The sequence below is a fragment of the Desulfovibrio intestinivivus genome, from assembly GCF_053570665.1.
Genome location: NZ_JBRBQT010000001.1, coordinates 1,701,962 through 1,723,886 on the forward strand (window position 1 = coordinate 1,701,962; position 21,925 = coordinate 1,723,886).

Genomic DNA, 21,925 nt, shown 5'->3' on the forward strand with positions numbered 1-21,925 from the left:
ATGCGTTTCTCCGTGCAGTTGGCGCCCTACGGGCGGGCCTTATGACAAGTGGTGCAGTCGGTGTTCTTAGGACGACCCACGTTCATACCCTGGTGGCAACCCATGCACTGGAGGTGATAGGCAGCCTTTAGGCTCGGACGGTTGGGATTGGCGGGGTCGATTTCCTTGGTGTGACAACTGCCGCACTTGGGAGGCGTAGCCGAAAGCGGGCTTCTGTGGTGGCACGTGGCGCACAGAGTCTCGGGCTTGTTGTGGAAAGCTTCGGCCAGCTTGTCGCCCTTGATGCGTTCCATAAGGGAGGCCATATGGCGGCGGTGCGTGAAGTTGCTGGGCTCGTACTTGTCGGCCAGCGCATCAATGCTCACCTTGTAGGGACCCTGCATGGCGGTAAGGGGCTGCACGGGCTTGTGGTTCAGCACGGTTTCAGCGGCCAGGGCTTCGTTCTGGTCGGGGGGCAGTTTGCCCTTGATGCCCTGCTGCATCTGCTCCGGCGTCATGGAAGACGTAACATTGTGGCAGGTGGCGCACCATGCCTGGTCGCGCTTGGGTGTCACAATGGCGTGGCAGCCCGCGCATTCGCGCCGTTCTTTGGTTTGCTGTTCATGACAGCTCACGCAGCTCACAGGGGTGTTTCCCTTGGCGCGTTTGGCGATATTGGTGGCATGCATGGCGCGGTCAAGCGTCACGAAATTGCCTTCCGCCTTGCCTTCTGTAGTGTGGCAGGTGCTACAGGCCACAGGATCGCCGGTGTGGTGACATGTTTCGCAGTTTGCAATCTTTTTCTCATGAGCGAGATGATTGAAAACAGCGGGTTTCATGGCCGCGCCCTTGGGATTGGGCTTGGCGCTTACCGGAAACATGACAATGGCCGACGGCGCGCCGCTGTCTGTCGGCTCCAAAGCTGCGGCCGTGGCCGATCCAGCTCCGAGCGCCGTCAGACACGCCGCGCCCGCCAGGGCCAGAGCCGCCAGCAAAAGCAGTGATGTGCCGTTCCTCATGTGCTTGTCCTTTTGCAATCAGACATTACCCCAACGCCCGCCGCATACATTGCAGCGGGTTCCTCCGTACCCCCGATCCCTACGGGGGTGAACACGCAGATATTGCAACGGTATCCCAGCATGCAAGACACGTCAAGGAGGGGCCGTTGTTGTAATTGCTTCTTATGCCTTGGGAACAGGGAGCTTGGGATATTTTTCGCTAAAAAGAGCGTTCTATTGATTGTTCACGCAACCTACAGAAAACACAGATCGTTTGCGAAAAAACATTCGTATCGTGTGATTTTGGCCGAGCAAGGGCGTTCAGCAGAGCACGGAAGAGGCGAATATCTGTGCACCGGCAAACAGTTCAAGATGTTTTTGCGTAATGTTCAGCGCATCAGAGACGTGTCCGGCGCCGGAAAAGCCATAAATAACAGTGAGCAGACGCCGGGGCGAAGAGGTGTCCGGCCCGTCCTCGGCAATCATGGCCCGGCGGGAATCACTGCAAGGGCAGCCGAACGCGCCCTGATCATCCGCCAGAAGAGGCATGCGGCAGAGGTCGAGTTCGTCCTTGCCAATGCCCGCATAGGATTCGCCTTCTCGCCCCGCGCGCAGCACGATATTGCCGCTCAGGCGGGCAAGATCGTAGGTGCCAAGCGAAAAGCCCGTTTCAAGCGAAACCAGATTGTTGGCATCCACTGCGGAGTTTATGCGGTACAGATCCTTGCCCTGCCGCACGCGGCGGTAGAGCGCCTCGGAGGAAATGCGCACCCGGCCCGGATCGCGTCCAAAAGCCTTGAATGCCTGGCGCGAGGCACCTATTTGCGGCATGTCGGCAAGCTCCGTGTGTTCAAGACGTTGGCGCAAACCGGGCAGCACATTCTGGCCGAAAAATTGCCATAGTCGCGGTTCTTCGGCTCGAACAGGAGCAGACCAGAAAACACAGCCGAGGGCGGTATCCGGCCAGAGTGAACGTAAATGAGGATCAATGGAAATGGCGGGCATGAGCATATCCACGGGTACTCCCTGCAATGGCTTGAAACAGCAATAATAGTTCCAGGTGGGCCTTGGCAAGCAAAGCATCCAACACCAAAATTTTAGCTGGTGCGCGCCTTTTGCCAGAAGCGGCAGGCGGCCTCCACCACTGCGGCGGGATCGTCCGGCGGCAGCCATTGGGCCTCGGGCCGGGCGCGAAACCACGTGAGTTGCCGCTTGGCATAGGCCCGGGTGTTGCGCAGCCAGAGGAAGCGGCAGTCCTCAAGCGAAAGACGGCCCAGCAAGTGCGCCAGCGCTTCGGCACAGCCAATGCCTGACCAGCCCGGCGCGGCAGGGGCGGCGCAATGGCGCATGGCCGCGCGGGCCTCGTCCAGCGCACCGCCCGCAAGCATGAGGTCAAGGCGGCGGGCCAGCCGTGGCTCAAGCCATGCAAGGGGCGCGTCCAGGGTCAGCAGGGGGCCGACGCAGAGCGGCGTACTCATGGAATTGCTGTGCCACCACGTAAAGGGCCGCCCCGTGCTTTGGTATACCTCCAGCGCGCGGATGATGCGCTGCCGGTCGTTGGGGTGGATTTTGGCGGCATAGGCGGGGTCGGTCTGCGCCAGTTCGGCATGCAGGGAGGGTGCTCCTTGCGCGTCCACGCGGGCGGTGATCGCAGCGGTGAGTTGCGGGTCAACAGGTGGAATTTCCGCCATGCCCCGCAGCAAGGCCTGAAAGTACAGCCCCGTGCCGCCCACCAGCAGGGGCGTTTTGCCCCGTGCAAGGATTTCGCGCACCTTGTCCACGGCGGCCTCTGCCCAGCGGCCTGCGCTGATCTTTTTTTCGGTAGGCAAAAAACCGTACAGGTGGTGAGGGCAGCAGGCGCGTTCTTCCGGCGAGGGCTGGGCCGTAATCAAGGGGAAATCGGCATAGACCTGGCGCGAGTCCGCGTTGATCACTTCGCCGTCAAGAGCTGCGGCCATGGCAAGCGCCGCCGCCGTTTTGCCCGAGCCGGTAGGCCCGGCCAGGCAGATAACCGGCAGCGGCGCAGAAGTCGTTTCAGGCATGATCACTTAACGCGGAAGCCGCCAAAAGGCGGTGCAAGACAGGGCGTACCCTGACGTACTTCACCTTTGCGGTATTTATCCATAAGGGCCGTGCGCACGTTTTCAGGCACGAGGCCCTTGATGTCCGCGCCGTGGCTGGCGGCTGCCTTGACGATGGTGGAACTGATGAACAGCCACTGGTAGTCGGTCATCAAAAAGACCGTCTGGATGCGGCGTTGCAGGCGGCGGTTCATGAGCGCCAGCTGGAATTCGTACTCAAAGTCCGAGGCGGCGCGCAGCCCGCGCAGCAGGGCGCAGGCCCCGCGTTGGGCAGCGTATTCCACCGTGAGGCCGGAGAAAGGCTCCACCACGGCGCGCGGCTCATCCTTAAGCGCCTCCCGGGCCATTTCCACACGTTCTTCATGGCTGAACAGGGGGAATTTGGGCGTGTTGTCCGCCACGGCCACAACAATTTGGTCAAATACTTCGCAGCCGCGCCGGATAAGGCTAAGGTGCCCATTGGTCAGCGGATCGAAGGTGCCGGGGTAGAGTGCTATTCTCATGGCAGTGTCCAGATGCATATGCGTGTCTGACCGAACAGGCGTTCGGCCTCAAGAGTCCATTCTGCGGGCAGGTTTACCCGTGCGTCTTTTTCAATTTCAGCCGTTACAAAGGCCCCTGGCGCGAGCCAGCGGCGAGTGGCCAGCAGCTTGAGGGCCGGATTGGCAAGATTTTTGCGGTAAGGCGGATCCATAAAAATAAGCGAATACGGCTCCGCAGGGGGAGTTTTGAGCACACGCAGCACATCGTCGCTCACAATGCGGGCCTCATTTTCCACCCCCAGGGCGGTGATGTTGTCCTTGAGGCAGCGCACGGCCTGGGGGGCCATTTCCACCATCAGGGCGTGTTCCGCGCCCCGGCTGATGGCTTCAAAGGTCAGGCTGCCGCTACCCGCAAAGAGGTCTAGCACCCGCGCGCTGTACCAGTCCATGCCGCGCGCGGCGAGCATGGAAAAAAGCGCCTCGCGCGTTTTGCCCATGGCGGGGCGATAGCCCTCGCCTTCAACAGTCTTAAGGTTGCGTCCGCCAAGACGCCCCGAAATAATCCGCATGACGGCCTACATGCGTGAGAGCAGGCGAGTGAGGGCGTAATCCATCTTTTCCATGGCCTCCTGCAGCTCGGTTTGTTCCACCCACGGGCGGTTTTCAACATCGGCCATCTTGCCTTTGAACATGCCCCATTTGCGTTCCACTTCGTCCGTGAGGAACGTCCAGTTGACGCGGGGATGGGCCTGGGTTTCGTGCTGCACGGTTTCGGTGAGCTGCGGCCCTTCAAGCACCATTTCTTCAAGATAGGTGGCAATAAAGGGGCGCTTGGCGAATTTTTGCTCAATGAGTCCGGCCAGCACGCTCTGGGCCTTTGTCTCGCCGTGGGTCAGCACCACCTGCGCGCCGTTGCCGGTCAGGGGTTTGAGCCATTCAATCAGCTGGCTTTGCCCGGCGTGGCCGGAAAATCCGTTGATGGTGAAAATGCGGGCGGCAACTTCAATATCTTCGCCAAAAAGCGTGATTTTTTTGGCTTTTTCCACCAGCTTGCGGCCCGGCGTGCCCACGCCCTGATAGCCCACAAAAACAATGCTTGCGCCGGGCTTCCAGATATTGTGGCGCAGGTGATGGCGTACACGGCCCGCGTTGCACATGCCGCTGGCCGAAATGACGATGGCAGGGCCCTTGTAGTCATTGATGGCCTGAGATTCGGCGGCGGAAAGCGTGTAGCGCAGGTTGGGCAGCGAGAAGGGATCATCCCCGCCGTTGAGCATTTTGAGGGCTTCATCGTCAAAAAGCTCACGGTTGCGCTCAAAAACTTCTGTGGCGCGGATGGCCAGGGGGCTGTCCACAAATACGGGCATATCCGTCGGCAGTTTGTTCTGCTTGGTGAGCATGTGCAGGCAATAGAGCACTTCCTGCGTACGCTCCACGGCAAATGCCGGAATAATTACCTTTTCGCCCTTGCCGTAGCTGTAGGCAATGGCTTCGCCCAGTTCGTCCACGCTGAGGTTTTCATCCTTGTGGTCACGGTCGCCGTAGGTGGATTCCATGAACACGTAATCGGCCTTGGGCGGGGTTTCTGGGCTGCGTACAATGAGCGACTGCGGGCGGCCAATGTCGCCCGAAAAAATGAGACTGGTGGTTTTGCCGTCTTCATCGGCTTCAAGGCGCAACGAGCCGGAACCAAGGATATGGCCAGCATCATAATAGGTTACGCGAATGCCCGGTGCAGGTTCAAACACCTTGTGGTAATCAACAGTTTGAAAAAGAGTGGTCGTTTTTTGGGCGTCCTCAACATTGTACAGGGCCGTGGGGGGATTTTTAAGCCCGCGCCGCTGGTATTTGCGCGCTTCCCACAGGGCTTCCATTTCCTGGATGTGGGCGCTGTCCTGCAACATGAGGTCCAGCAGTTCGCTGGTGGCCTTGGTGCAGAAAATGGGGCCGGCAAAACCCTCCTTGACCATCTTGGGCAGCAGGCCGGAGTGGTCAATGTGGGCGTGGGTGACAAGAATAAAGTCAATGGCGGTGGGCTGATAAAGTTCCGCTTCGCGGTTGCGGGCTTCTATGGCCTTGTTGCCCTGGTGCATGCCGCAGTCAATGCAAAAGCGCTTGCCAGCTGCCTCAACCATATAACACGAACCGGTCACGGTTTGCGCCGCACCCAGAAATTGTACTTTCATCTGTTCCTCCACTGAGGGTTGGCGGCCTGAAAGGCCGCAAGCCCCTTGCTGCCCGAGATACAAGGCGGAAAAGACGCAAGGAGACTTTTTTCCATAGCCGCAAGCGTGCCCCAGCGTCAAGCAAGGGCTCAGCCGACAATGTTCCCGCATTGCCTTTGGCCGAAGGCCCACATATACTGAAAGTTACTGGCCCGTGCGGCGTCTTTTGCGCGCAGGTCTCCCCCCATACTTCAAGAAGTACAAGGAGCATTCATGCCTGAACTGCAACAGAACATGATTGACGATCTCTCTTCCGTCACCACAGAATCCTGGCGCACCTTCCGCATTATGGCGGAAATGGTGGAGGCGCTTGATGCGCTCAACGCGCTCAAGGTCAAGTGCATATCCCTTTTTGGTTCTGCCCGGTGCACACTCGATTCGCAGGAATATAAAGATGCTGAAAAAATTTCACGTCTGTTGGCACAAGCGGGTTTTGGCATTATCAGCGGCGGCGGCCCCGGCATTATGGAAGCCGCCAACAAAGGGGCGTATGATGCAGGCGGCGTATCCGTTGGCCTGCACATCCAGTTGCCGCACGAGCAGGGCTGCAACCAGTATGTAAAAACACGCTGCAATTTCCGTTACTTTTTCATCCGTAAGTTTATGTTTGTCAAATATGCCATGGCCTACGTGGTCATGCCCGGCGGTATGGGAACGATAGATGAACTTTCCGAGGCTTTTGTGCTGGCCCAGACCGGGCGCACCCGGCCTTTCCCCATCATTCTGTACGATTCGAGCTACTGGAGCGGCCTGCTGGAATGGATGCGCAAGACCATGTCGGCGCGGGGCTTCATCAAGGAGGGCGAAATCGACAAGCTCATTACAGTTTGCGACACGCCTGAAGAAGTGGTTACCCAACTGTGCAAGGTAGTCGTTATTTAGCCGCCCGCATGAATGCGGGTAGTGTTGACGCGCGGGCCTTTTCTCCTGCCGGGCCGTTAACGCCGCCCCCGCCGGGTCATACCTGGCAGGGGCTGATGCGGCTGGCTCTGGAAAAGGCCCGCGCCAGCGGCGCAGCGGGCGAAGTGCCCGTGGGCGCGCTTGTGGTGGCCCCGGATGGCCGCATCCTTGCCTGTTGCGGCAATGCGCCCATCGGCGGCAATGATCCCACCGCCCATGCCGAGGTGCTGGCGCTGCGGGCCGCCGGTGCTGCGCTTGGCAACTACAGGCTCAACCAGTGTGTGCTGGTGGTGACGCTTGAACCCTGCGCCATGTGCGCCGCCGCCATAATCCATGCGCGCATTGCGGGGCTTGTGTACGGCGCAGCCGACCCTCTGGCCGGAGCTGTTGTTTCCCGCGCCGAATATTTTGACGCCCAGTGCGCCAATCACAGGGTATGGCACATGGGCGGCGTGCTTTCCGAGGAATGCGCCTCCTTGCTGCACGACTTTTTTGGCCAGAGGCGCGAGTAGGCTGGCATGTCGAAATGAAGCCGCGGCGGGGTCTGAGTCCTGCATCCGCCGCACAACCTGCCACAGGAGCAGTATGCTCGAACTGACAGTATTTATGAGCGGCGCGCTGGTCATGGTGCTTGAAATGGTCGGCGCGCGGGTATTGGCCCCGCATGTGGGAACATCTGCCGTAGTGTGGACAAGCCTTATAGGCGTGGTGCTGGCCTGCCTTGCCTTGGGTGCATGGGCGGGAGGACGGATGGCCGACAAGACCCTTTCCCGGCGGGGGTTGGCCCTGGCTCTGGCCGGGGCAGGCCTTGGCAGCGGGCTGACGGCCTTGTGCCATGAGGCCATCGGCCAATGGGTGACGGCTGCCGTGGGTAACCTGTATGCGGCGGCGGTTCTGGCGGCGGTGTGCATTTTTGCCCTGCCCGCCTTTTTTTTCGGCATGGTGACGCCTTATGCCATACGCCTGCGCATCGAGAGCGTGGATTCCTCAGGTGCTACCGTGGGCAGGCTGTACGCCCTTTCCACTGCGGGCAGTATTGTGGGGACCTTTCTGGGCGGCTTTATCCTCATATCATTTTTGGGCAGCACAAGTATTTTATGGAGTGTGGCTGCGGCCATGCTTGGGCTTTCGCTGTGCAACGGCGGGGGACAGGTGCGTTTGCGCGTTGTGCTGCTGGCTGTTTGCGGGCTTATGGCTGTGGTGGCGGCAAACTATGGTCGCTGGCAGGATGGCAGGGCCATGAGCCATCTGGTGGAAAGCCCCTATAACAGCATCCGCATTTTTGAAGGGGTAGACTGGGCGCAGAACGGCAGGCCCGTGCGCCTTATGGCTACTGACCCCGGTTACAGCCAGTCGGGCATGTATCTGGACGCCCCCAATGAGCTGTATTTTCGGTACACCCAGTTTTACGCGCTGGGGCCGCATTTTACGCCCCATGCGAGCCGGGTGCTCATGCTGGGCGGCGGCGGGTATTCTGTTCCCAAGTGGCTGCTTGCCGATAATTCCCCTCTGGCAAAGCCCGAAGCCGCGCGTGTGACCGTGGTGGAGCTTGACCCGGCCATGACGGAAACCGCCCGGCGCTGGTTTTCTCTGCGCGACGATCCCCGTCTGACAGTGCGCCACGAGGACGCCAGGGCTTTTCTGAACCGTCAGCGCGATCAGTATGACTTGGTGTTTGTGGATGTTTTCAACTCGCACTACGCCGTGCCTTTCCAGATGGGAACACGCGAGGCCGCGGCTGCCCTGCGGCGGGCGGTGGCCCCTGGCGGGGTTGTGCTCATGAACGTTATTTCCGCTGTGGAAGGGCCGGATGGCCGCCTGTTTCAGGGGATTTTCAACGCGTTGCGCCAGTCCTTTGCCGAGGTGCAGGTGTATTGCGCTGGCGGCGAAGCACCCGAGAAGCTGCAAAACCTGATGGTTGCGGCCTTTCCCGAACAACGGCCCGACAGCACCGCGGGCGCGCTGCCATCCCTTGCGGCGGCAGGCACAGAAAATGCCCCGTCAGGCGGCTTGCGCCTTGCCGACATGCTGGCAAGCAGGTACACGGGTACAGACCCTTTTGCCACCCCGGCACTTACGGATGATTTTGCCCCGGTGGAACGCTACACGCTGGTTTTGTTGCGTCAGTAAACGCACAGGCGGCAACGCTTGCAGAGGGCGGAGGAAAAAGCTATTCTGATGCCCTAACGTGAGGGAGGCACATATGGACAATAATGTTGTCAAACCCGTCAATCCCAATGACCTCGTGCTGGATATCGTTGGGAGAAAGTATGTGAGCGGCAGTTCTCTGACCACGGCAGAAGAACTGATGGCTCTTTCCGCATCTGCTGGCGAGATGGCCAAAAATTATGGCCCCGGCCCCGCCGAAATGGTGTTGAAGAAGCCGGAACTGCCGGAAAACGTCAAAGGGATACTGGTCGAACACGCCGGGTAAGTTTTCTGCCAAAAGCGCTGTTGCCTACCGTTGCTGGATGGCCGCAAGGCCCGGAAGGCAGCGCTTGGCCCTTGCTTGCTGTTACTACGTTACTAATGCCTACTTGGGGGGCTTTTTTTGAACGAAACAATTGATGATCTCACAGTGCAGTTTGAGGAAAACGGTCAGGTTATCGTTAACGAACTGGACAAGGTTGTGCTGAGCAAGGGCGCGTGGACCACCATTCTTTTTCGCTATCAGCAGTGGCAACCGGAAAAAGACTGTTTTGGCCCGGACATGTATGTTATCCGGCGCTACAAAAAGGCGGGTGGTGAATACCGCCAGCAGTCCAAATTCAATATTTCCAGTGCGGATCAGGCCCGCAAGATTGTTGACGCCCTGAGTTCCTGGATCAATTAGATAAAGCCTCGGCGGAGCGGGCAGTTGCAGCTTTTGCAAGTACACTCCCGTGTTTGACCGGGCAAATGCATACCTCCTGCGCGTGAACGTTTCGCATTGTAGCTTGCAGGATATTTAACCAGCTTGCATCTGGCAAAGGCCGACTCCCTTTGGAGTGTCGGCCTTTTTTTGTGGAGCAGGGCTGAGGTTGGCAGCACAAAAGCTCATAAAAAGCTTTTGTGCTGCCATGCGCAGGAAGCGCCCCGGTTTATCAGGGCGCTTCGCGCAGGAGGAGGGAAGGGGATACGCCCATGTGGCAGCATCGGCGTATCCGCAGCTGTGGCTGCGGAGGCAATGGTTGCGGCGTAGTTGCGGCCTATCCGCTACCATTATGTATGTTGAAACATACCGGGAGGGGCGTTAGCTTTGCGTTAAGGATTATCGGTGGTCTGCTGTTGCAGACGCATGTTGGCTGGCGGGCTGGCAATGCACTGTAAAAACACCCTGCCGGGCTTTGCTGAAAAAATCGGATTGCTGAATGGACATAGCGGTACCGAATTTTAGCGGGTATTTCATATCCAAAAAATACAGTATACCCGCATTTCGTACTAAACAAAATTGAGAAAGCTGAAGTTTGGCAAAAAACACTGTGAACAGGTAGGGAAATGCGGTGCCGCCAGCGGGCAGGCTCAGTTTTTTGCTTGAAAAAAATAATATCTGTTGACATTGAAAATGCCCCAAATTATGTTTGGGCAATCACTGATTGGGTATAGTAAATTTTTTTGCAGAGGCTTTACATGGGTAAGGCTCCAAGCGGAAAGTCTACCTCCCGTAATCTCTGGAGTCCTTATGGCTACTTCTATCTACGTCGGCAATCTGCCCTGGTCCGCCACTCAGGAAAGCGTTGAATCCCTGTTCAACCCCTACGGCGAAGTTCTTTCCGTGAAGCTCGTTTCCGACCGCGAAACCGGCCGCGCCCGTGGCTTTGGCTTTGTGGAAATGGAAGACGCCGACGCCATCAACGCCATTGCTGCTCTTGACGGCAAGGAATTTGACGGCCGCGCCCTTCGCATCAACAAGGCTGAGCCCAAAAAGCCCGCCCCCCGTCGCTGGTAGTCGACCAAATTCGCTTGATATGGAAGGCCGCGAGAAATCGCGGCCTTCTTTTTGTCTTAAAAGCAGCCGAATGAATATGGCTTGTTTGCCGGGCTGGTGCGCACAACAAAAGGGCGGCTTGGGATCAATGCCAAGGAACAACGGCCTGCCTGGGTCAGCCATCAGAACGGCTCATGCGGTAGCCAATGCCCACATGGGTGCGGATGCAATCACATTGCGGCGATGCGGCCTCCAGTTTTTTGCGCAAGGTTGCCATGAACACGCGCAATGAAGGAAGGGACTGCGGCAGGGCACTGCCCCACACGGCCTGCAAGATTGTTTTGTGCGTAAGCACCTTGCCCACATTGTTTGCCAGCAGGCACAGCAGTTTGTATTCCATGGGCGCAAGATGCACCTGTTGCCCGGCAACGCTCACGCACCCTGCGGCAAAATCAATATGCAGGTCGCCATTCTCAAAGCTGCTTTCGCTGCGGCCCATGTGCCCGCGTTCATACCGAACGCGGCGCAGGGCGGCGCGCAGCCGGGCCAGCAATTCATCAACGCTGAAAGGTTTGGTAAGGTAGTCGTCCGCGCCTGCGTCCAACGCGGCGACCTTGTCGTCATCTTCGGTGCGGGCGCTCAGCACAATAATGGGCAGCATGGACCATTGGCGCACCGCCCGGATGATATCTACCCCGTCCATATCCGGCAGGCCCAGATCAAGCAGTATGACGTCAGGATTGGCCCGCGAAGCCTCTGCAAGGGCCTCGCGCCCGGTGGCGGCGGTCAGAGAGGATATGCCGTGGCTCTCAAGCGTGGTGGTCATAAGCGCGCGGATGACCTTGTCGTCTTCCACCACAAGAATACGCTCTGGGACTCCGTTGGCGTTCTGCGCTGGGGGAGTAGCTGCTGGCGAATATAGCGGCATGGATGCTCCTTCTGTCAGGCCGGGAGGGTAAAATCTTCGGTTTCGCGTGGCAAAGTCATGGAAAAAACCGAGCCCTGCGGCGTGTTGTCAAATACCTCAATACTTCCGCCGTGGGCCTGCACAATGCTGCGGCACAAGGCCAGCCCAAGCCCCATCCCTCTGCGGCCATCGCCATTTTTTATGGCTGCGGAGTGGAACATGTCAAAAATGCGGCCCTGTTCCTCTTTTGAAATCCCCGGGCCGTTGTCGGCAACTTCCAGCCTGACCCACGGCCCGTCAGCCCTCGCCCGTATGCGGATGGCTGTTCCCTCTGGCGTATGTTTGACGGCATTGTCCAGCAGATTGACCAGCACCTGCACCATGAGCCGGGCGTCCATGCGGGCCATGAGCATGCCTTCGGGCATTTCCGCGCGCAGATCGTGGTGTGCTGCTCGGCGGCTGGTGATCTGTACGGCCTCGGCGATGACATCTTCAAGCAGCTCCGGTTCAAGGCGAAGGGTAAAATCCTGCTGCTCAAGCCGGGTGAGGGCCAGCAGGTTTTCCACCATGCCCACAAGATAGCGGGCTTCCTCTTCAATGGAAGAGGCAAGGGCCGCATTGCGTTCCGGCGAGCCGGATCCGCCCTGCCCGGCGAGGATGGCGGCATTGCCGCAGATGCCGGTGAGCGGCGTGCGCAGATCGTGCGAGATGGAGCGCAGCACATCGGCGCGCAGTTTTTCCTGCTGCGCACGTACGGCAATACTGGCGTTGGCCTTCGTGAGTCGTTCTTTTTCCAGAGCCAGCGCGCATTCCCCTGCCAGGGCCAGAACAAGGTTTTTGCTGTTGGCATCGGCAAGCGGAGCCGTGCGCCCCGGCAGAACATGTAGCTCGGCCACGGCGAGCACGGCAGACTGGCTGCTGATGGGGATAAAGCTGTGCCGCGATCCGGGCAGGGAGTCTGTTCCCGCGCCGGCAGGGCGGTTATTTTTGGCAACCCACTGGGCAACGCCCAGTTCGTCTTTTGGCGTGTCCCTGTTATCTCGCGATGCCGCGCGTGAGCTGGCAGAACCCTGCATTTTGTCAGCCCGGTAGGAAAAAACGGGCCGGGTTTCAAGCAGCCCTTGCCGCACGGAATAGAGCGTTGTTTCGCACCCCAGCAGGGTGCCGAGCTGGCGGGCAGTTTCCAGCAGGATGGCTGGTTCGTCCTTGGCCTTTTGCAGGCGGCGGCTGTTGCCCAGCAGCAGTTCCGTATGCAGCGCCCGCACCGTGCTTTGCCGCGCCTGCATACGTGCCCGCCCCGTGATGGCGCTGGTGGCGGCAGAAACCAGCAGCATTGCGCAAAAAAGCCCCACATAGTCCGTATCGTAAACCGTAAAGCTGAAACGCGGCTCAACAAACAGAAAATCGAAGAGGCCCACCCCGGCCACGGAAGACGCCACACCGTACCACGGCCCGGTGGTGAGGATGGAAACGCCCAGCACTCCCAGCATATACAGGCCCGCAATGCCGCCATTGGGCATGCCCAGCGAGAACATGAGCAGACCTGCAACGCTGCACACGGCCATGATCGCAGCAGTGGCGCACCATTGCCGCCACGAGCGGGGGGCTGTGCCCCGCAAGGCTCTGAGCGCCGCAAACAAAGGCCCGGCATGTTCGGGTGCTCTGCCCACGGGCACGGCATCGGGGATGATGTAGGTTTCCATCTCCGGCGCAAGTTCGGCAAGGCGCTCCACCAGCGTTTTGCTTTTGCGGAACAGCCACCCGCTGGCCGGGGAGCGCCCCACCACAATCTTGCTTACCCCGCTCATGCGCGCGTATTCCGCTATCTGGGCGGGAACGTCCTCACCGTGCAGGGTCACGATAACCGCGCCCAGGTCTTCCGCCAGTTTCAGGTTGTCGTGCAGGGTGTCGCGGCTTTTGGCGTCACTGCGGCGCGGCGCAGTGTTTTGCACAAAAAGGGCGGTGAAATCAGCACGAAAGGCCTCCACCATGCGCGCGGCGGTGCGGATAACCCGCGCATTGCTGGGCGCGCCTGAAAGGCAGATGAGAATGTGCTCCTTGATCTGCCGCCCTGTTTCCTGCCCTCCGCCAGCGGCGGATGCCCGCCGGTTGACGCGGTCGGCCATGCGGCGCAGGGCAATCTCCCGCAGGGCAATGAGGTTGGCTGGCAGAAAAAAGTGTCCCAGCGCCCGTTGCGCCTGCGCCTCGGCGTATATTTTGCCTTCGCGAAGGCGGGATACAAGTTCATCTGGCTCCAGATCGACCAGTTCCACCTGATCTGCACCGTCAAAAACGCTGTCGGGTATGCGCTCGCGTACCACCACTCCGGTCATGGCGGCTACCACATCGTTAAGGCTTTCCAGATGTTGCACGTTAACCGTGGTCCATACGGATATGCCCGCCTGGAGCAGCTCCTCCACATCCTGAAAACGCTTGAGGTTGCGGCAGCCCTGCGCATTGGAGTGGGCCAGCTCATCCACAAGGGCGATTTCCGGCTTGCGAGCCAGCACGGCATCCACATCCAGCTCGTTGAGCGTGATGGTCCTGTGCTCGATCCGCAGGGGCGGCACGGCCTCCAGACCCGGCAGCAGGGCCGCTGTCTCCGGCCTTGGATGCGGCTCCACATAGCCCACAACAATGCTGTGCCCCTGCTCCTGAGCGGCGTGGGCCGCCCGCAGCATGGAATATGTTTTGCCCACGCCAGCCGCATAGCCGAAAAATATCTTGAGCAATCCTCTGGGCGATGGGCGCACGATTGCGCCCGCCTCGCCAGCGAGGGGCTTGCCGCCCGGAGCCACCTGTTGCAACTGGGCCAGCAGGGCATCGGGGGATGGACGTTTGTAGCTGTCTGTCATGGTTGTTCTCAGGTTCGTATACCGCGCGGCATTCAGCGGGGAGCAGCGGCCGATGCCACTGAAGCAGTGCGTCCGTTGGGCAGCAGGCCTTCCAGCGCCAGATTGACTTCAAGCACGTTGACCCGCGCCTCGCCCAGCAGACCCAGAGTGCGGCCCTGCGTATACATGGCGATGGTGCGGCGCACTTCCGCAGCCGTAAAACCTGTGGCGCGGGCCAGCCGCTCCACCTGAAATTCTGCTGCGGCTGGCGAAATATGTGGATCAAGCCCGCTGCCTGATTCCGTGAGCATATCCACAGGAATGGGCTGGCCGGATTTTTCCGGATGCGCCAGCCGGATGCGTGCCGCGCGCTCCTGCAACGTTGTAGCGTATGCGGCAGTGGCAGGGCTTTTGTTGCTTGGACCGGCGTAGAGCAGGGGCTTGCCGTTGTCGGTATAGGTGTCGGTATCTGCACTCACGGGGCGACCCCACAGGTGGTTGGCTGCTGTAAAGGGCTGGCCTAGCAAAGAGCTGTAGTGCCTGCCCTTGGCTGTAATGATACTGCCTTCAGCCTGAAAGGGAAACAGCGCCTTGCCCGCAAGGGTGAGCGCGCCGGTATAGGCGCAGGTGAGGGCCGTCATGATGCACAGAAAAACCAGAGAGCGGCGCAGCAATGTTGTGATGGACATGATGTTTCTCCTCAGGCCAGCCCAAGGCCGACCAGGCAGAGGTCAATAAGTTTGATGGCGGCAAAGGGAGCCGCAAGCCCGCCGAGGCCGTAAATAAAGAGGTTGCGGCGCAACAGCAGCTCAGAGCTTTCCTCCCTGTAGGGCACGCCGCGCAGGGCCAGCGGAATGAGGGCCACAATGATGAGGGCATTGTATATGGTGGCCGCCAGTATGGCGCTTTGCGGGCTGTGCAGACCCATGATGTTCAGTGCGGCAAGGCCGGGGTACAGCCCCATGAACAGGGCCGGAATGATGGCAAAGTATTTTGCCGCGTCGTTGGCAAGGGAAAAGGTGGTGAGGCTGCCGCGCGTCATGAGCAGCTGCTTGCCGATGCGCACGATATCCAGCAGTTTGGTGGGCGAGGAATCCAGATCAACCATGTTGCCCGCTTCCTTGGCGGCCTGCGTGCCCGTGTTCATGGCAACCGCCACGTCCGCCTGCGCCAGAGCCGGGGCGTCATTGGTGCCGTCGCCCGTCATGGCGACCAGATGTCCCTTGGCCTGATATTCCCTGATCAGGTTCAGCTTGGTCTCCGGCGTGGCCTCGGCCAGAAAGTCATCCACCCCGGCTTCGGCGGCAATGGCGGCGGCAGTGAGCGGATTGTCGCCCGTGATCATGACGGTCTTGATGCCCATGCGGCGGAGCTCGCCGAATTTTTCACGCACGCCGTCCTTGATGACATCCTTGAGGTGGATCACGCCAAGCACTGCGGCATCGCGGGCAACCACCAGCGGCGTGCCGCCCTGGCGGGCAATGCCCTGCACCACTTCATCGCACTGGGTGCTCAAACGCCCGCCAAGCTGCTCCGCAAAAGCGCGCACGGCGTCTGCCGCGCCTTTGCGTATGGAGGAACCCCGCGCGTCAACACCGCTCATGCGGGTATGCGCGGAAAAGGGAACAAAGACTGTATCATTTTCAGGAGATGTTGTGCCGTTCTGCGGGAACAGGCTGTTTGCCAGTTGTACAATGCTGCGGCCCTCGGGGGTTTCGTCCGCAAGCGAGGCAAGGCGGGCGGCCTCCGCCAGTTCCGGTTCGGTGTGTCCGTCCACAGGTATAAAGCTGACGGCCAGCCGGTTGCCAAGGGTTATGGTGCCTGTCTTGTCGAGCAGGAGCACGTCAACATCGCCAGCAGCTTCAATGGCGCGTCCACTCATGGCAAGCACGTTGGCCTGATTGAGGCGGCTCATGCCCGCAATACCTATGGATGAAAGCAGCGCGCCGATGGTGGTGGGGGCCAGGCAGACAAAGAGCGCCACCAGCGAGGTAACATCCGCCGGGTTTGCCGCATGGTTCTGATCTGCCGCAAAGCGGGCAAAGCACCACAGTGTGCCCGTGACCAGCAGAAAAATGACCGTAAGCGCCACCAGCAGGATGTTCAGGGCGATCTCATTGGGGGTTTTCTGGCGGGCGGCCCCTTCGACCATGGCGATCATTTTGTCCAGAAAGCTGCGGCCAACCTCGCTGGTAACGCGCAACACCAGCCAGTCGGAAAGCACCGTGGTGCCGCCGGTAACGGCGCTGCGGTCGCCGCCGCTCTCGCGTATGACAGGGGCGGATTCGCCTGTGATGGCGCTTTCGTCCACAGAGGCGGCCCCTTCTACCACATCGCCGTCGGCGGGGATCATCTCGCCTGCCAGCACAAGCACGTAGTCGCTGGGTTTCAGCTCCGTGGACGAAGTTATGACAAAGGCCTCGTGCTGTGCAGGATCCGGCAGCTTACGGGCGTCAACGCTCTTGCGCGATTTGCGCAAGCTGTCGGCCTGGGCCTTGCCCCGGCCTTCGGCGATGGCTTCCGCAAAGTTGGCAAAGAGCACCGTGAACCAGAGTATGGCGGCAATGGCACAGGCAAATGCGCTTTGGTTTGCAACGGCGGGCATCAATCCCCACGCCCCTGCCAGCGCAAGGCCAGTGGTCATGATGGCGGAAAGATATACGGTGAACATAACAAAATTGCGCGCCTGAATGTGCGGGGCCAGCTTGATGAACGAGTCGCCAAGGGCCCGGCGGAGCATCCGGCTGTTGCGTGGGGCATGTGCAGTTTTGGCTGACATGGCTGTATCCTCTATTATTGAGCGCTAATTAGCGCGTCATTTGCAGGTGTTCGGCCACGGGGCCGAGAGCCAGAGCGGGGAAGAAGCTCAGTGCGCCCACCAGCAGCACCACAAATATGAGCAGAAAAACAAACATGCCGTTGCTGGTGGAGAGCGTGCCGGAGCTTGCAGCCACGGTTTTTTTGCCCGCCATACTTGCTGCGGCGGCAAGTATGGCAGCCACGGGCACAAAGCGCCCGGCAAGCATAAGCGCGCTCAGCAGTACATTCAGAAATGGAGTGTTGGCGTTCAGCCCGGCAAAAGCCGAGCCATTGTTTGCCCCGGCAGAAGTGGCGGCATAGAGCAGCTCGCTGAAGCCGTGGGGCAGGGCGTTGTTCAGGCTTTCCACAACTTGCGGAACAAGACTCATCAGACCAGCCCCGATCAGGATGACGACTGGTGTGGTCAGGCAGACCACAACGGCCATCTTCATTTCAAAGGGTTCCACTTTTTTGCCCAGATATTCTGGGGTGCGGCCCACCATCAGGCCAGCCATGAAAACGGTCAGCAGCACAAATGCCAGCATGCCGTAGAGGCCGCTGCCAACACCACCAAAGACCACTTCGCCCAACTGCATGAGCACCATGGGAACCATCCCCCCCAACGGCGTGAGGCTGTCGTGCATGGCGTTGACCGAGCCGTTGGAAGCGGCAGTGGTGGCAGCGGCCCAGATGGCGCTGCCTGTTATGCCAAAGCGCGCTTCCTTGCCTTCCATGTTGCCTCCGGCCTGAGCCAGCAGGCCGCTGCTGGCGGCAAGGTCTGTCTGCCCGGTCTGGGCCAGTTGCGGAGTGGCGCTCTGTTCGGCCCAGGCGGTGAAGCCGATGGCGGCGGCAAGCAGCAGGGTCATGGCGATGAATATGGCTACGCCCTGACGCATGTCCTTGATCTGCCTGCCAAAGGTGAAGCACAGCCCTGCGGGAATGAGCAGCAGGGCCAGCATTTCCAGCATATCTGCGAGGGGGGTAGGGTTCTCGTGTGGGTGGGCGGAATTGACGCCGTTGTAGCCGCCGCCGTTGGTGCCAAGCTGCTTGGGCGCAATCTGTGAGGCCTGCGGCCCCATGGGAACCATCTGCTCCGTAACGGTGGTCCCGTTTTCGGTTGTAAGCGGTTCAAGCAGGGCAACAGTTTTGTAAGGGGAAAAATTCTGCGGCACACCCTGCCAGATGAGCAGCAGCGAAAGCGCAAGGGAGAGCGGCACAAGAATGTACAAGGTGGCGCGGGTGGCGTCCGCCCAGAAGTTGCCAAGGCCTGAAACGGCTGGCGTGGCGGAAGTATCTGGCACGCCGGATGTTTCTGGTTTTCGTGCGCGCAGGCCACGGATAAAGGCGAACAGCACCGCAATGCCCACAGCGGCGGAAACAAAGTTCTGCACTGTAAGCCCTGCCATCTGGGCCAGATAGCCCATGGCGTTTTCGCCCGAATAGGCTTGCCAGTTGGTATTGGTGACAAAGCTCACCGCCGTGTTCAACGCCAGATCCCAGCTTGTACCCGCTATGCCCTGCGGATTCAGGGGCAGGCTGCCCTGCGCCATAAGCAGCAGCATAAGTGCCGCAATGCTCACGGCACTGAAAGCAAGCACGCAGCCGAGGTAACGCTTCCAGCCCATCTGTTCTGCCGGGTTGATGCCCATGACGCGGTACAGGCCGCGCTCGCAGGGGCCCAGCATTTTTTGCAGCCAGAACGGCTCTCCGTCCATGACCTTGCCCATGTAAATGCCCAGCGGCCATGCCAGCAGGGCGAGCAGTATGATGTACAGCAGGCATTGCTCGATCATGTTTTCCATAACGTCCTCCTGTGGGGTTTAAACCTTGCCCACGGGAACACGGTATGAAAAAGCGCATAAAATGGGTGTTAAACTTGGGGCGGGAGTATAAAATTTGTATTAAGGCCGATGTGGTTTCCGCGTCAGCCACACTTGACATTGTTCAATTGGTGTTGAATGATTGTCCAATGGAAACAAAAAAAGCCACACAAGTGTTTGAAGCCCTTACGTCCGAGGCGCGCCTTTGCATTTTTCGCTTGCTGGTCAAGCATGCTCCTGACGGGCTGGTGGCGGGGGAGCTTTCCCGCCTGGCGGATATCCCCAAGACCAACCTTTCCTTTCATCTGAAAACTCTTGTTCACAGCGGGCTTGCCAGCGTGGAGCGGGAGGGGCGCAATACGCGCTACAGGGCAAATATTCCTCTGATGCTTGAAACCATATCTTATCTGACTGCCGAGTGCTGCTCTGGCCATCCCGAGCAGTGCAGGACGTATCGCCGTGAGAGTTGTGTGGATGCGGTGTTTCTGCCCGACTGCTGCGGGGGCAAAACCTCTGACCCGGAGAGCGGCCATGAGTGATGCTGAAAAAACTGCACACAAGGAACAGGTGCGCGAAACAGTGCGCGCCGGATACGCGGCTATTGCCAGTGGCCAGAGCGCCTGCTGCTGCGGCTCGTGCAATACCCATGACCCTGCACGGCTGGCGCAGGCCATAGGCTATTCGGCTGAAGACCTCGCCAGGCTGCCGGAAGGGGCAAACATGGGGCTTTCGTGCGGCAATCCTGTGGCCATAGCAGCCTTGCGGGAAGGCCAGACCGTGCTTGACCTTGGCAGCGGCGGCGGCTTTGACGCGTTTCAGGCTGGTGAAAGGGTAAAGGCGGGCGGACGTGTCATCGGTGTGGACATGACGCCGGAAATGATCGCCAAGGCCCGCAAAAATACTGATTTTTATCAGCAGCGCACGGGGCTTGCCAATGTGGAGTTCCGCCTTGGCGAAATCGAACATCTGCCCGTGCCGGATGCTTGCGTTGATGTGGTTCTTTCCAATTGCGTCATCAACCTTTCGCCAGACAAGGCGCAGGTGTGGCGCGAAGTTTTTCGCGTATTGAAGCCCGGCGGCAAGGTGTCTGTTTCAGATCTTGCGCTGCTGAAGATGTTGCCGGATACAGTTCGGGAAATGGCGGCAGCGCTGGTGGGGTGCGTGGCCGGTGCCGTGTTGGTGAGCGAAACCAGAGGCATGCTTGAAGAAGCGGGCTTTTCTTCCATAGAACTCACGCCAAAGCCCGACTACGTGCGGAACATGCAGAACTGGAACGACCCGCTGTACAGGCAGATTGCCGAGGCACTGCCCAAGGGCGAGGAAATGGCAGATTATATCGTCAGCCTTTCTATTGAAGCCAGAAAGTAGAGGTAGGTATGAACATCCTTTTTTTGTGCACGGGCAATTCCTGCCGCTCAATCATTGCCGAGGCGCTTTTCCGCTCCATGGCCCCAGCGGGGGTAACAGCCCAGAGCGCTGGCAGCAAGCCTGCGGGCCATGTGCATCCCCGCGCTCTTGAGGCGCTGGCCGAGGCCGGAATTTCTGCCCAAGGCCTTGCCAGCAAGTCATGGGATGATCTGCCGGAAAAACCCTCGGCGGTCATAACCCTGTGCGCCGATGCGGCGGGTGAAGCCTGCCCCGTGTACTTCGGCTCAGTAATACGCAGCCACTGGGGCATGCCCGATCCAGCCAAGGTGCAGGGCGATGAAGCCACCATCAGGGCCGCCTTTGACGAAACGCTGTCGGTGCTGCGCAGGCGTATCACGGCTCTGGTGCATGCGCTTGCCGCACAGCCGGGCATGGACGCCAACGCTCTGAAAAACATTCTTGACGGCATTGCCGCGCACTAAGGGGCGCAAATTATGAGTCAGTCAACATTGCAGCGGCTTTCATTCCTCGACAGATTCCTGACCCTGTGGATTTTTCTCGCCATGTTCGCGGGCGTGGGGCTTGGCTGGGCTGCGCCGGGTGTAAAGAACGTCATCAACTTTTTTCAGGTTGGCACCACCAACATTCCCATTGCCATCGGCCTTATCCTGATGATGTATCCGCCGCTGGCGAAAGTGAAATACGAGCAGCTTGGCCATGTGTTTCGCAATAAAAAGGTCTTGCTGCTTTCGCTGGTGCAAAACTGGGTGATCGGCCCAGTTCTTATGTTTCTGCTGGCGATAGCCTTTCTTTCCGGCAACAACAGCTACATGGTGGGGCTCATACTGATCGGCCTTGCGCGGTGCATTGCCATGGTCATTGTGTGGAACGACCTTGCCGGAGGCGACAGGGAATATTGCGCGGGGCTTGTGGCCTTTAACGCCATATTTCAGGTGCTGTTTTTCTCTGTTTACGCCTATGTGTTCATCACGGTGCTGCCCGGTTGGCTCGGCCTTTCGGGGGCGGTTGTGGATGTGAGTATGGGGCAGATTGCCGAAAGCGTGTTCATTTACCTTGGCATCCCCTTTATTGGGGGCATTGTGTCCCGCTTCTACGGACTCAAGGTCAAGGGGGAGGACTGGTACGAGAATGTTTTTATTCCGCGTATCAGCCCATGGACGTTGCGGGCGTTGCTGTTCACCATTGTTGTGATGTTCTCCCTCAAGGGCGAGTACATTGTGCAGCTGCCCATGGATGTGGTGAAGGTTGCCATCCCCCTGCTGGTTTACTTTCTCATTATGTTTTTGCTGTCGTTCTACCTTTCGTGGCGGGCAGGGGCGAACTACGAGCAGTCGGCAACGTTGTCGTTTACCGCTGCGTCCAACAACTTTGAGCTTGCCATTGCCGTAGCCATTGCCGTGTTCGGTCTCAATTCCGGCGAGGCCTTTGTGGCGGTTATCGGCCCATTGGTGGAAGTTCCGGTGCTGATCGCCCTTGTGAATGTGGCACTGTATATTCGCCGCAGGTATTTTGTCGGACGGGAAACAGTCTGACCGGCCTTGCCCGGGAATTTCTACTGATCTGGCGGGTCGAAGCCAAGCCTGTAAATAAAGTAGGCCGCCTAA

At 59.3% G+C, this 21,925-nt stretch carries 21 protein-coding genes; 10 read left to right on the forward strand and 11 right to left on the reverse strand.

Translation table 11 applies throughout. The annotated features are described in order from the left end of the window. Positions 1-26: 26 nt before the first annotated feature. The 6 genes from ACUZ9P_RS07330 to ACUZ9P_RS07355 form a co-directional block, all read right to left on the reverse strand. Positions 27-998: a nine-heme cytochrome c gene (locus ACUZ9P_RS07330; protein WP_449249220.1), complete on the reverse strand. Its 972-nt coding sequence runs from the start codon at positions 996-998 to the stop codon at positions 27-29. Between the two features lie 300 nt (positions 999-1,298). Then, complete coding sequence (locus tag ACUZ9P_RS07335; protein WP_449250246.1) at positions 1,299-1,988, reverse strand: B3/B4 domain-containing protein; 690 nt, start codon at positions 1,986-1,988, stop codon at positions 1,299-1,301. 86 nt (positions 1,989-2,074) lie between these two features. Continuing rightward, positions 2,075-3,019 carry a tRNA (adenosine(37)-N6)-dimethylallyltransferase MiaA gene (gene miaA, locus ACUZ9P_RS07340; RefSeq protein ID WP_449249221.1) on the reverse strand — a complete coding sequence of 315 codons (945 nt, stop codon included), beginning with the start codon at positions 3,017-3,019 and terminating at the stop codon, positions 2,075-2,077. A 2-nt stretch (positions 3,020-3,021) separates the two neighbouring features. Continuing rightward, positions 3,022-3,579 (reverse strand): pantetheine-phosphate adenylyltransferase, encoded by a 558-nt coding sequence (gene coaD, locus ACUZ9P_RS07345; RefSeq protein ID WP_374042275.1) that lies wholly within the window; start codon positions 3,577-3,579, stop codon positions 3,022-3,024. After that, positions 3,558-4,109 carry a 16S rRNA (guanine(966)-N(2))-methyltransferase RsmD gene (gene rsmD, locus ACUZ9P_RS07350; protein ID WP_449249222.1) on the reverse strand — a complete coding sequence of 184 codons (552 nt, stop codon included), beginning with the start codon at positions 4,107-4,109 and terminating at the stop codon, positions 3,558-3,560. The genes coaD and rsmD overlap by 22 nt, the downstream gene beginning before the upstream one ends. A 6-nt stretch (positions 4,110-4,115) precedes the next feature. Then, positions 4,116-5,726 (reverse strand): MBL fold metallo-hydrolase RNA specificity domain-containing protein, encoded by a 1,611-nt coding sequence (locus ACUZ9P_RS07355; protein ID WP_298992588.1) that lies wholly within the window; start codon positions 5,724-5,726, stop codon positions 4,116-4,118. 252 nt (positions 5,727-5,978) lie between these two features. Here ACUZ9P_RS07355 and ACUZ9P_RS07360 point away from each other — a divergent pair, with 252 nt between their 5' ends. The 6 genes from ACUZ9P_RS07360 (at position 5,979) to ACUZ9P_RS07385 (ending at position 10,593) form a co-directional block, all read left to right on the forward strand. Next, positions 5,979-6,647, forward strand: a complete 669-nt coding sequence (locus ACUZ9P_RS07360) for an LOG family protein (RefSeq protein WP_449249223.1) — start codon at positions 5,979-5,981, stop codon at positions 6,645-6,647. A gap of 8 nt (positions 6,648-6,655) precedes the next feature. Continuing rightward, complete coding sequence (gene tadA / locus ACUZ9P_RS07365) at positions 6,656-7,177, forward strand: tRNA adenosine(34) deaminase TadA (RefSeq protein ID WP_449249224.1); 522 nt, start codon at positions 6,656-6,658, stop codon at positions 7,175-7,177. A gap of 73 nt (positions 7,178-7,250) precedes the next feature. Next, positions 7,251-8,795, forward strand: coding sequence for a fused MFS/spermidine synthase (locus tag ACUZ9P_RS07370; protein WP_449249225.1), 1,545 nt, complete (start codon positions 7,251-7,253; stop codon positions 8,793-8,795). 73 nt (positions 8,796-8,868) lie between these two features. After that, positions 8,869-9,099: a hypothetical protein gene (locus ACUZ9P_RS07375; protein ID WP_449249226.1), complete on the forward strand. Its 231-nt coding sequence runs from the start codon at positions 8,869-8,871 to the stop codon at positions 9,097-9,099. 117 nt (positions 9,100-9,216) lie between these two features. Beyond that, entirely contained in the window at positions 9,217-9,498 is a 282-nt protein-coding gene (locus tag ACUZ9P_RS07380; protein ID WP_027180673.1) for a hypothetical protein, read from the forward strand. Positions 9,499-10,326: 828 nt separating this feature from the next. Then, positions 10,327-10,593: an RNA recognition motif domain-containing protein gene (locus ACUZ9P_RS07385; protein ID WP_308587958.1), complete on the forward strand. Its 267-nt coding sequence runs from the start codon at positions 10,327-10,329 to the stop codon at positions 10,591-10,593. Between the two features lie 154 nt (positions 10,594-10,747). Here ACUZ9P_RS07385 and ACUZ9P_RS07390 read toward each other — a convergent pair whose 3' ends face one another. The 5 genes from ACUZ9P_RS07390 to kdpA are packed head-to-tail and all read right to left on the reverse strand — an operon-like array spanning position 10,748 to position 18,914. Next, positions 10,748-11,500: a response regulator gene (locus tag ACUZ9P_RS07390; protein WP_449249227.1), complete on the reverse strand. Its 753-nt coding sequence runs from the start codon at positions 11,498-11,500 to the stop codon at positions 10,748-10,750. Positions 11,501-11,514: 14 nt separating this feature from the next. Next, positions 11,515-14,334, reverse strand: a complete 2,820-nt coding sequence (locus ACUZ9P_RS07395) for an ATP-binding protein (protein ID WP_449249228.1) — start codon at positions 14,332-14,334, stop codon at positions 11,515-11,517. 32 nt (positions 14,335-14,366) lie between these two features. Continuing rightward, positions 14,367-15,002, reverse strand: a complete 636-nt coding sequence (locus ACUZ9P_RS07400; protein ID WP_449249229.1) for a potassium-transporting ATPase subunit C — start codon at positions 15,000-15,002, stop codon at positions 14,367-14,369. 11 nt (positions 15,003-15,013) lie between these two features. Then, positions 15,014-17,092 carry a potassium-transporting ATPase subunit KdpB gene (gene kdpB, locus ACUZ9P_RS07405; RefSeq protein WP_449249230.1) on the reverse strand — a complete coding sequence of 693 codons (2,079 nt, stop codon included), beginning with the start codon at positions 17,090-17,092 and terminating at the stop codon, positions 15,014-15,016. 28 nt (positions 17,093-17,120) lie between these two features. Beyond that, positions 17,121-18,914, reverse strand: coding sequence for a potassium-transporting ATPase subunit KdpA (gene kdpA / locus ACUZ9P_RS07410; protein ID WP_449249231.1), 1,794 nt, complete (start codon positions 18,912-18,914; stop codon positions 17,121-17,123). Positions 18,915-19,081: 167 nt separating this feature from the next. Between kdpA and ACUZ9P_RS07415 the strand changes: the two genes are divergently transcribed. The 4 genes from ACUZ9P_RS07415 to arsB are packed head-to-tail and all read left to right on the forward strand — an operon-like array spanning position 19,082 to position 21,853. Then, positions 19,082-19,471 (forward strand): ArsR/SmtB family transcription factor, encoded by a 390-nt coding sequence (locus ACUZ9P_RS07415; RefSeq protein ID WP_449249232.1) that lies wholly within the window; start codon positions 19,082-19,084, stop codon positions 19,469-19,471. Beyond that, positions 19,464-20,300, forward strand: coding sequence for an arsenite methyltransferase (gene arsM / locus ACUZ9P_RS07420; RefSeq protein WP_449249233.1), 837 nt, complete (start codon positions 19,464-19,466; stop codon positions 20,298-20,300). The genes ACUZ9P_RS07415 and arsM overlap by 8 nt, the downstream gene beginning before the upstream one ends. A gap of 8 nt (positions 20,301-20,308) precedes the next feature. Continuing rightward, positions 20,309-20,782 carry an arsenate reductase ArsC gene (locus tag ACUZ9P_RS07425; RefSeq protein WP_449249234.1) on the forward strand — a complete coding sequence of 158 codons (474 nt, stop codon included), beginning with the start codon at positions 20,309-20,311 and terminating at the stop codon, positions 20,780-20,782. A gap of 12 nt (positions 20,783-20,794) precedes the next feature. After that, positions 20,795-21,853 (forward strand): ACR3 family arsenite efflux transporter, encoded by a 1,059-nt coding sequence (gene arsB / locus ACUZ9P_RS07430; RefSeq protein WP_449249235.1) that lies wholly within the window; start codon positions 20,795-20,797, stop codon positions 21,851-21,853. Positions 21,854-21,925: the final 72 nt, after the last annotated feature.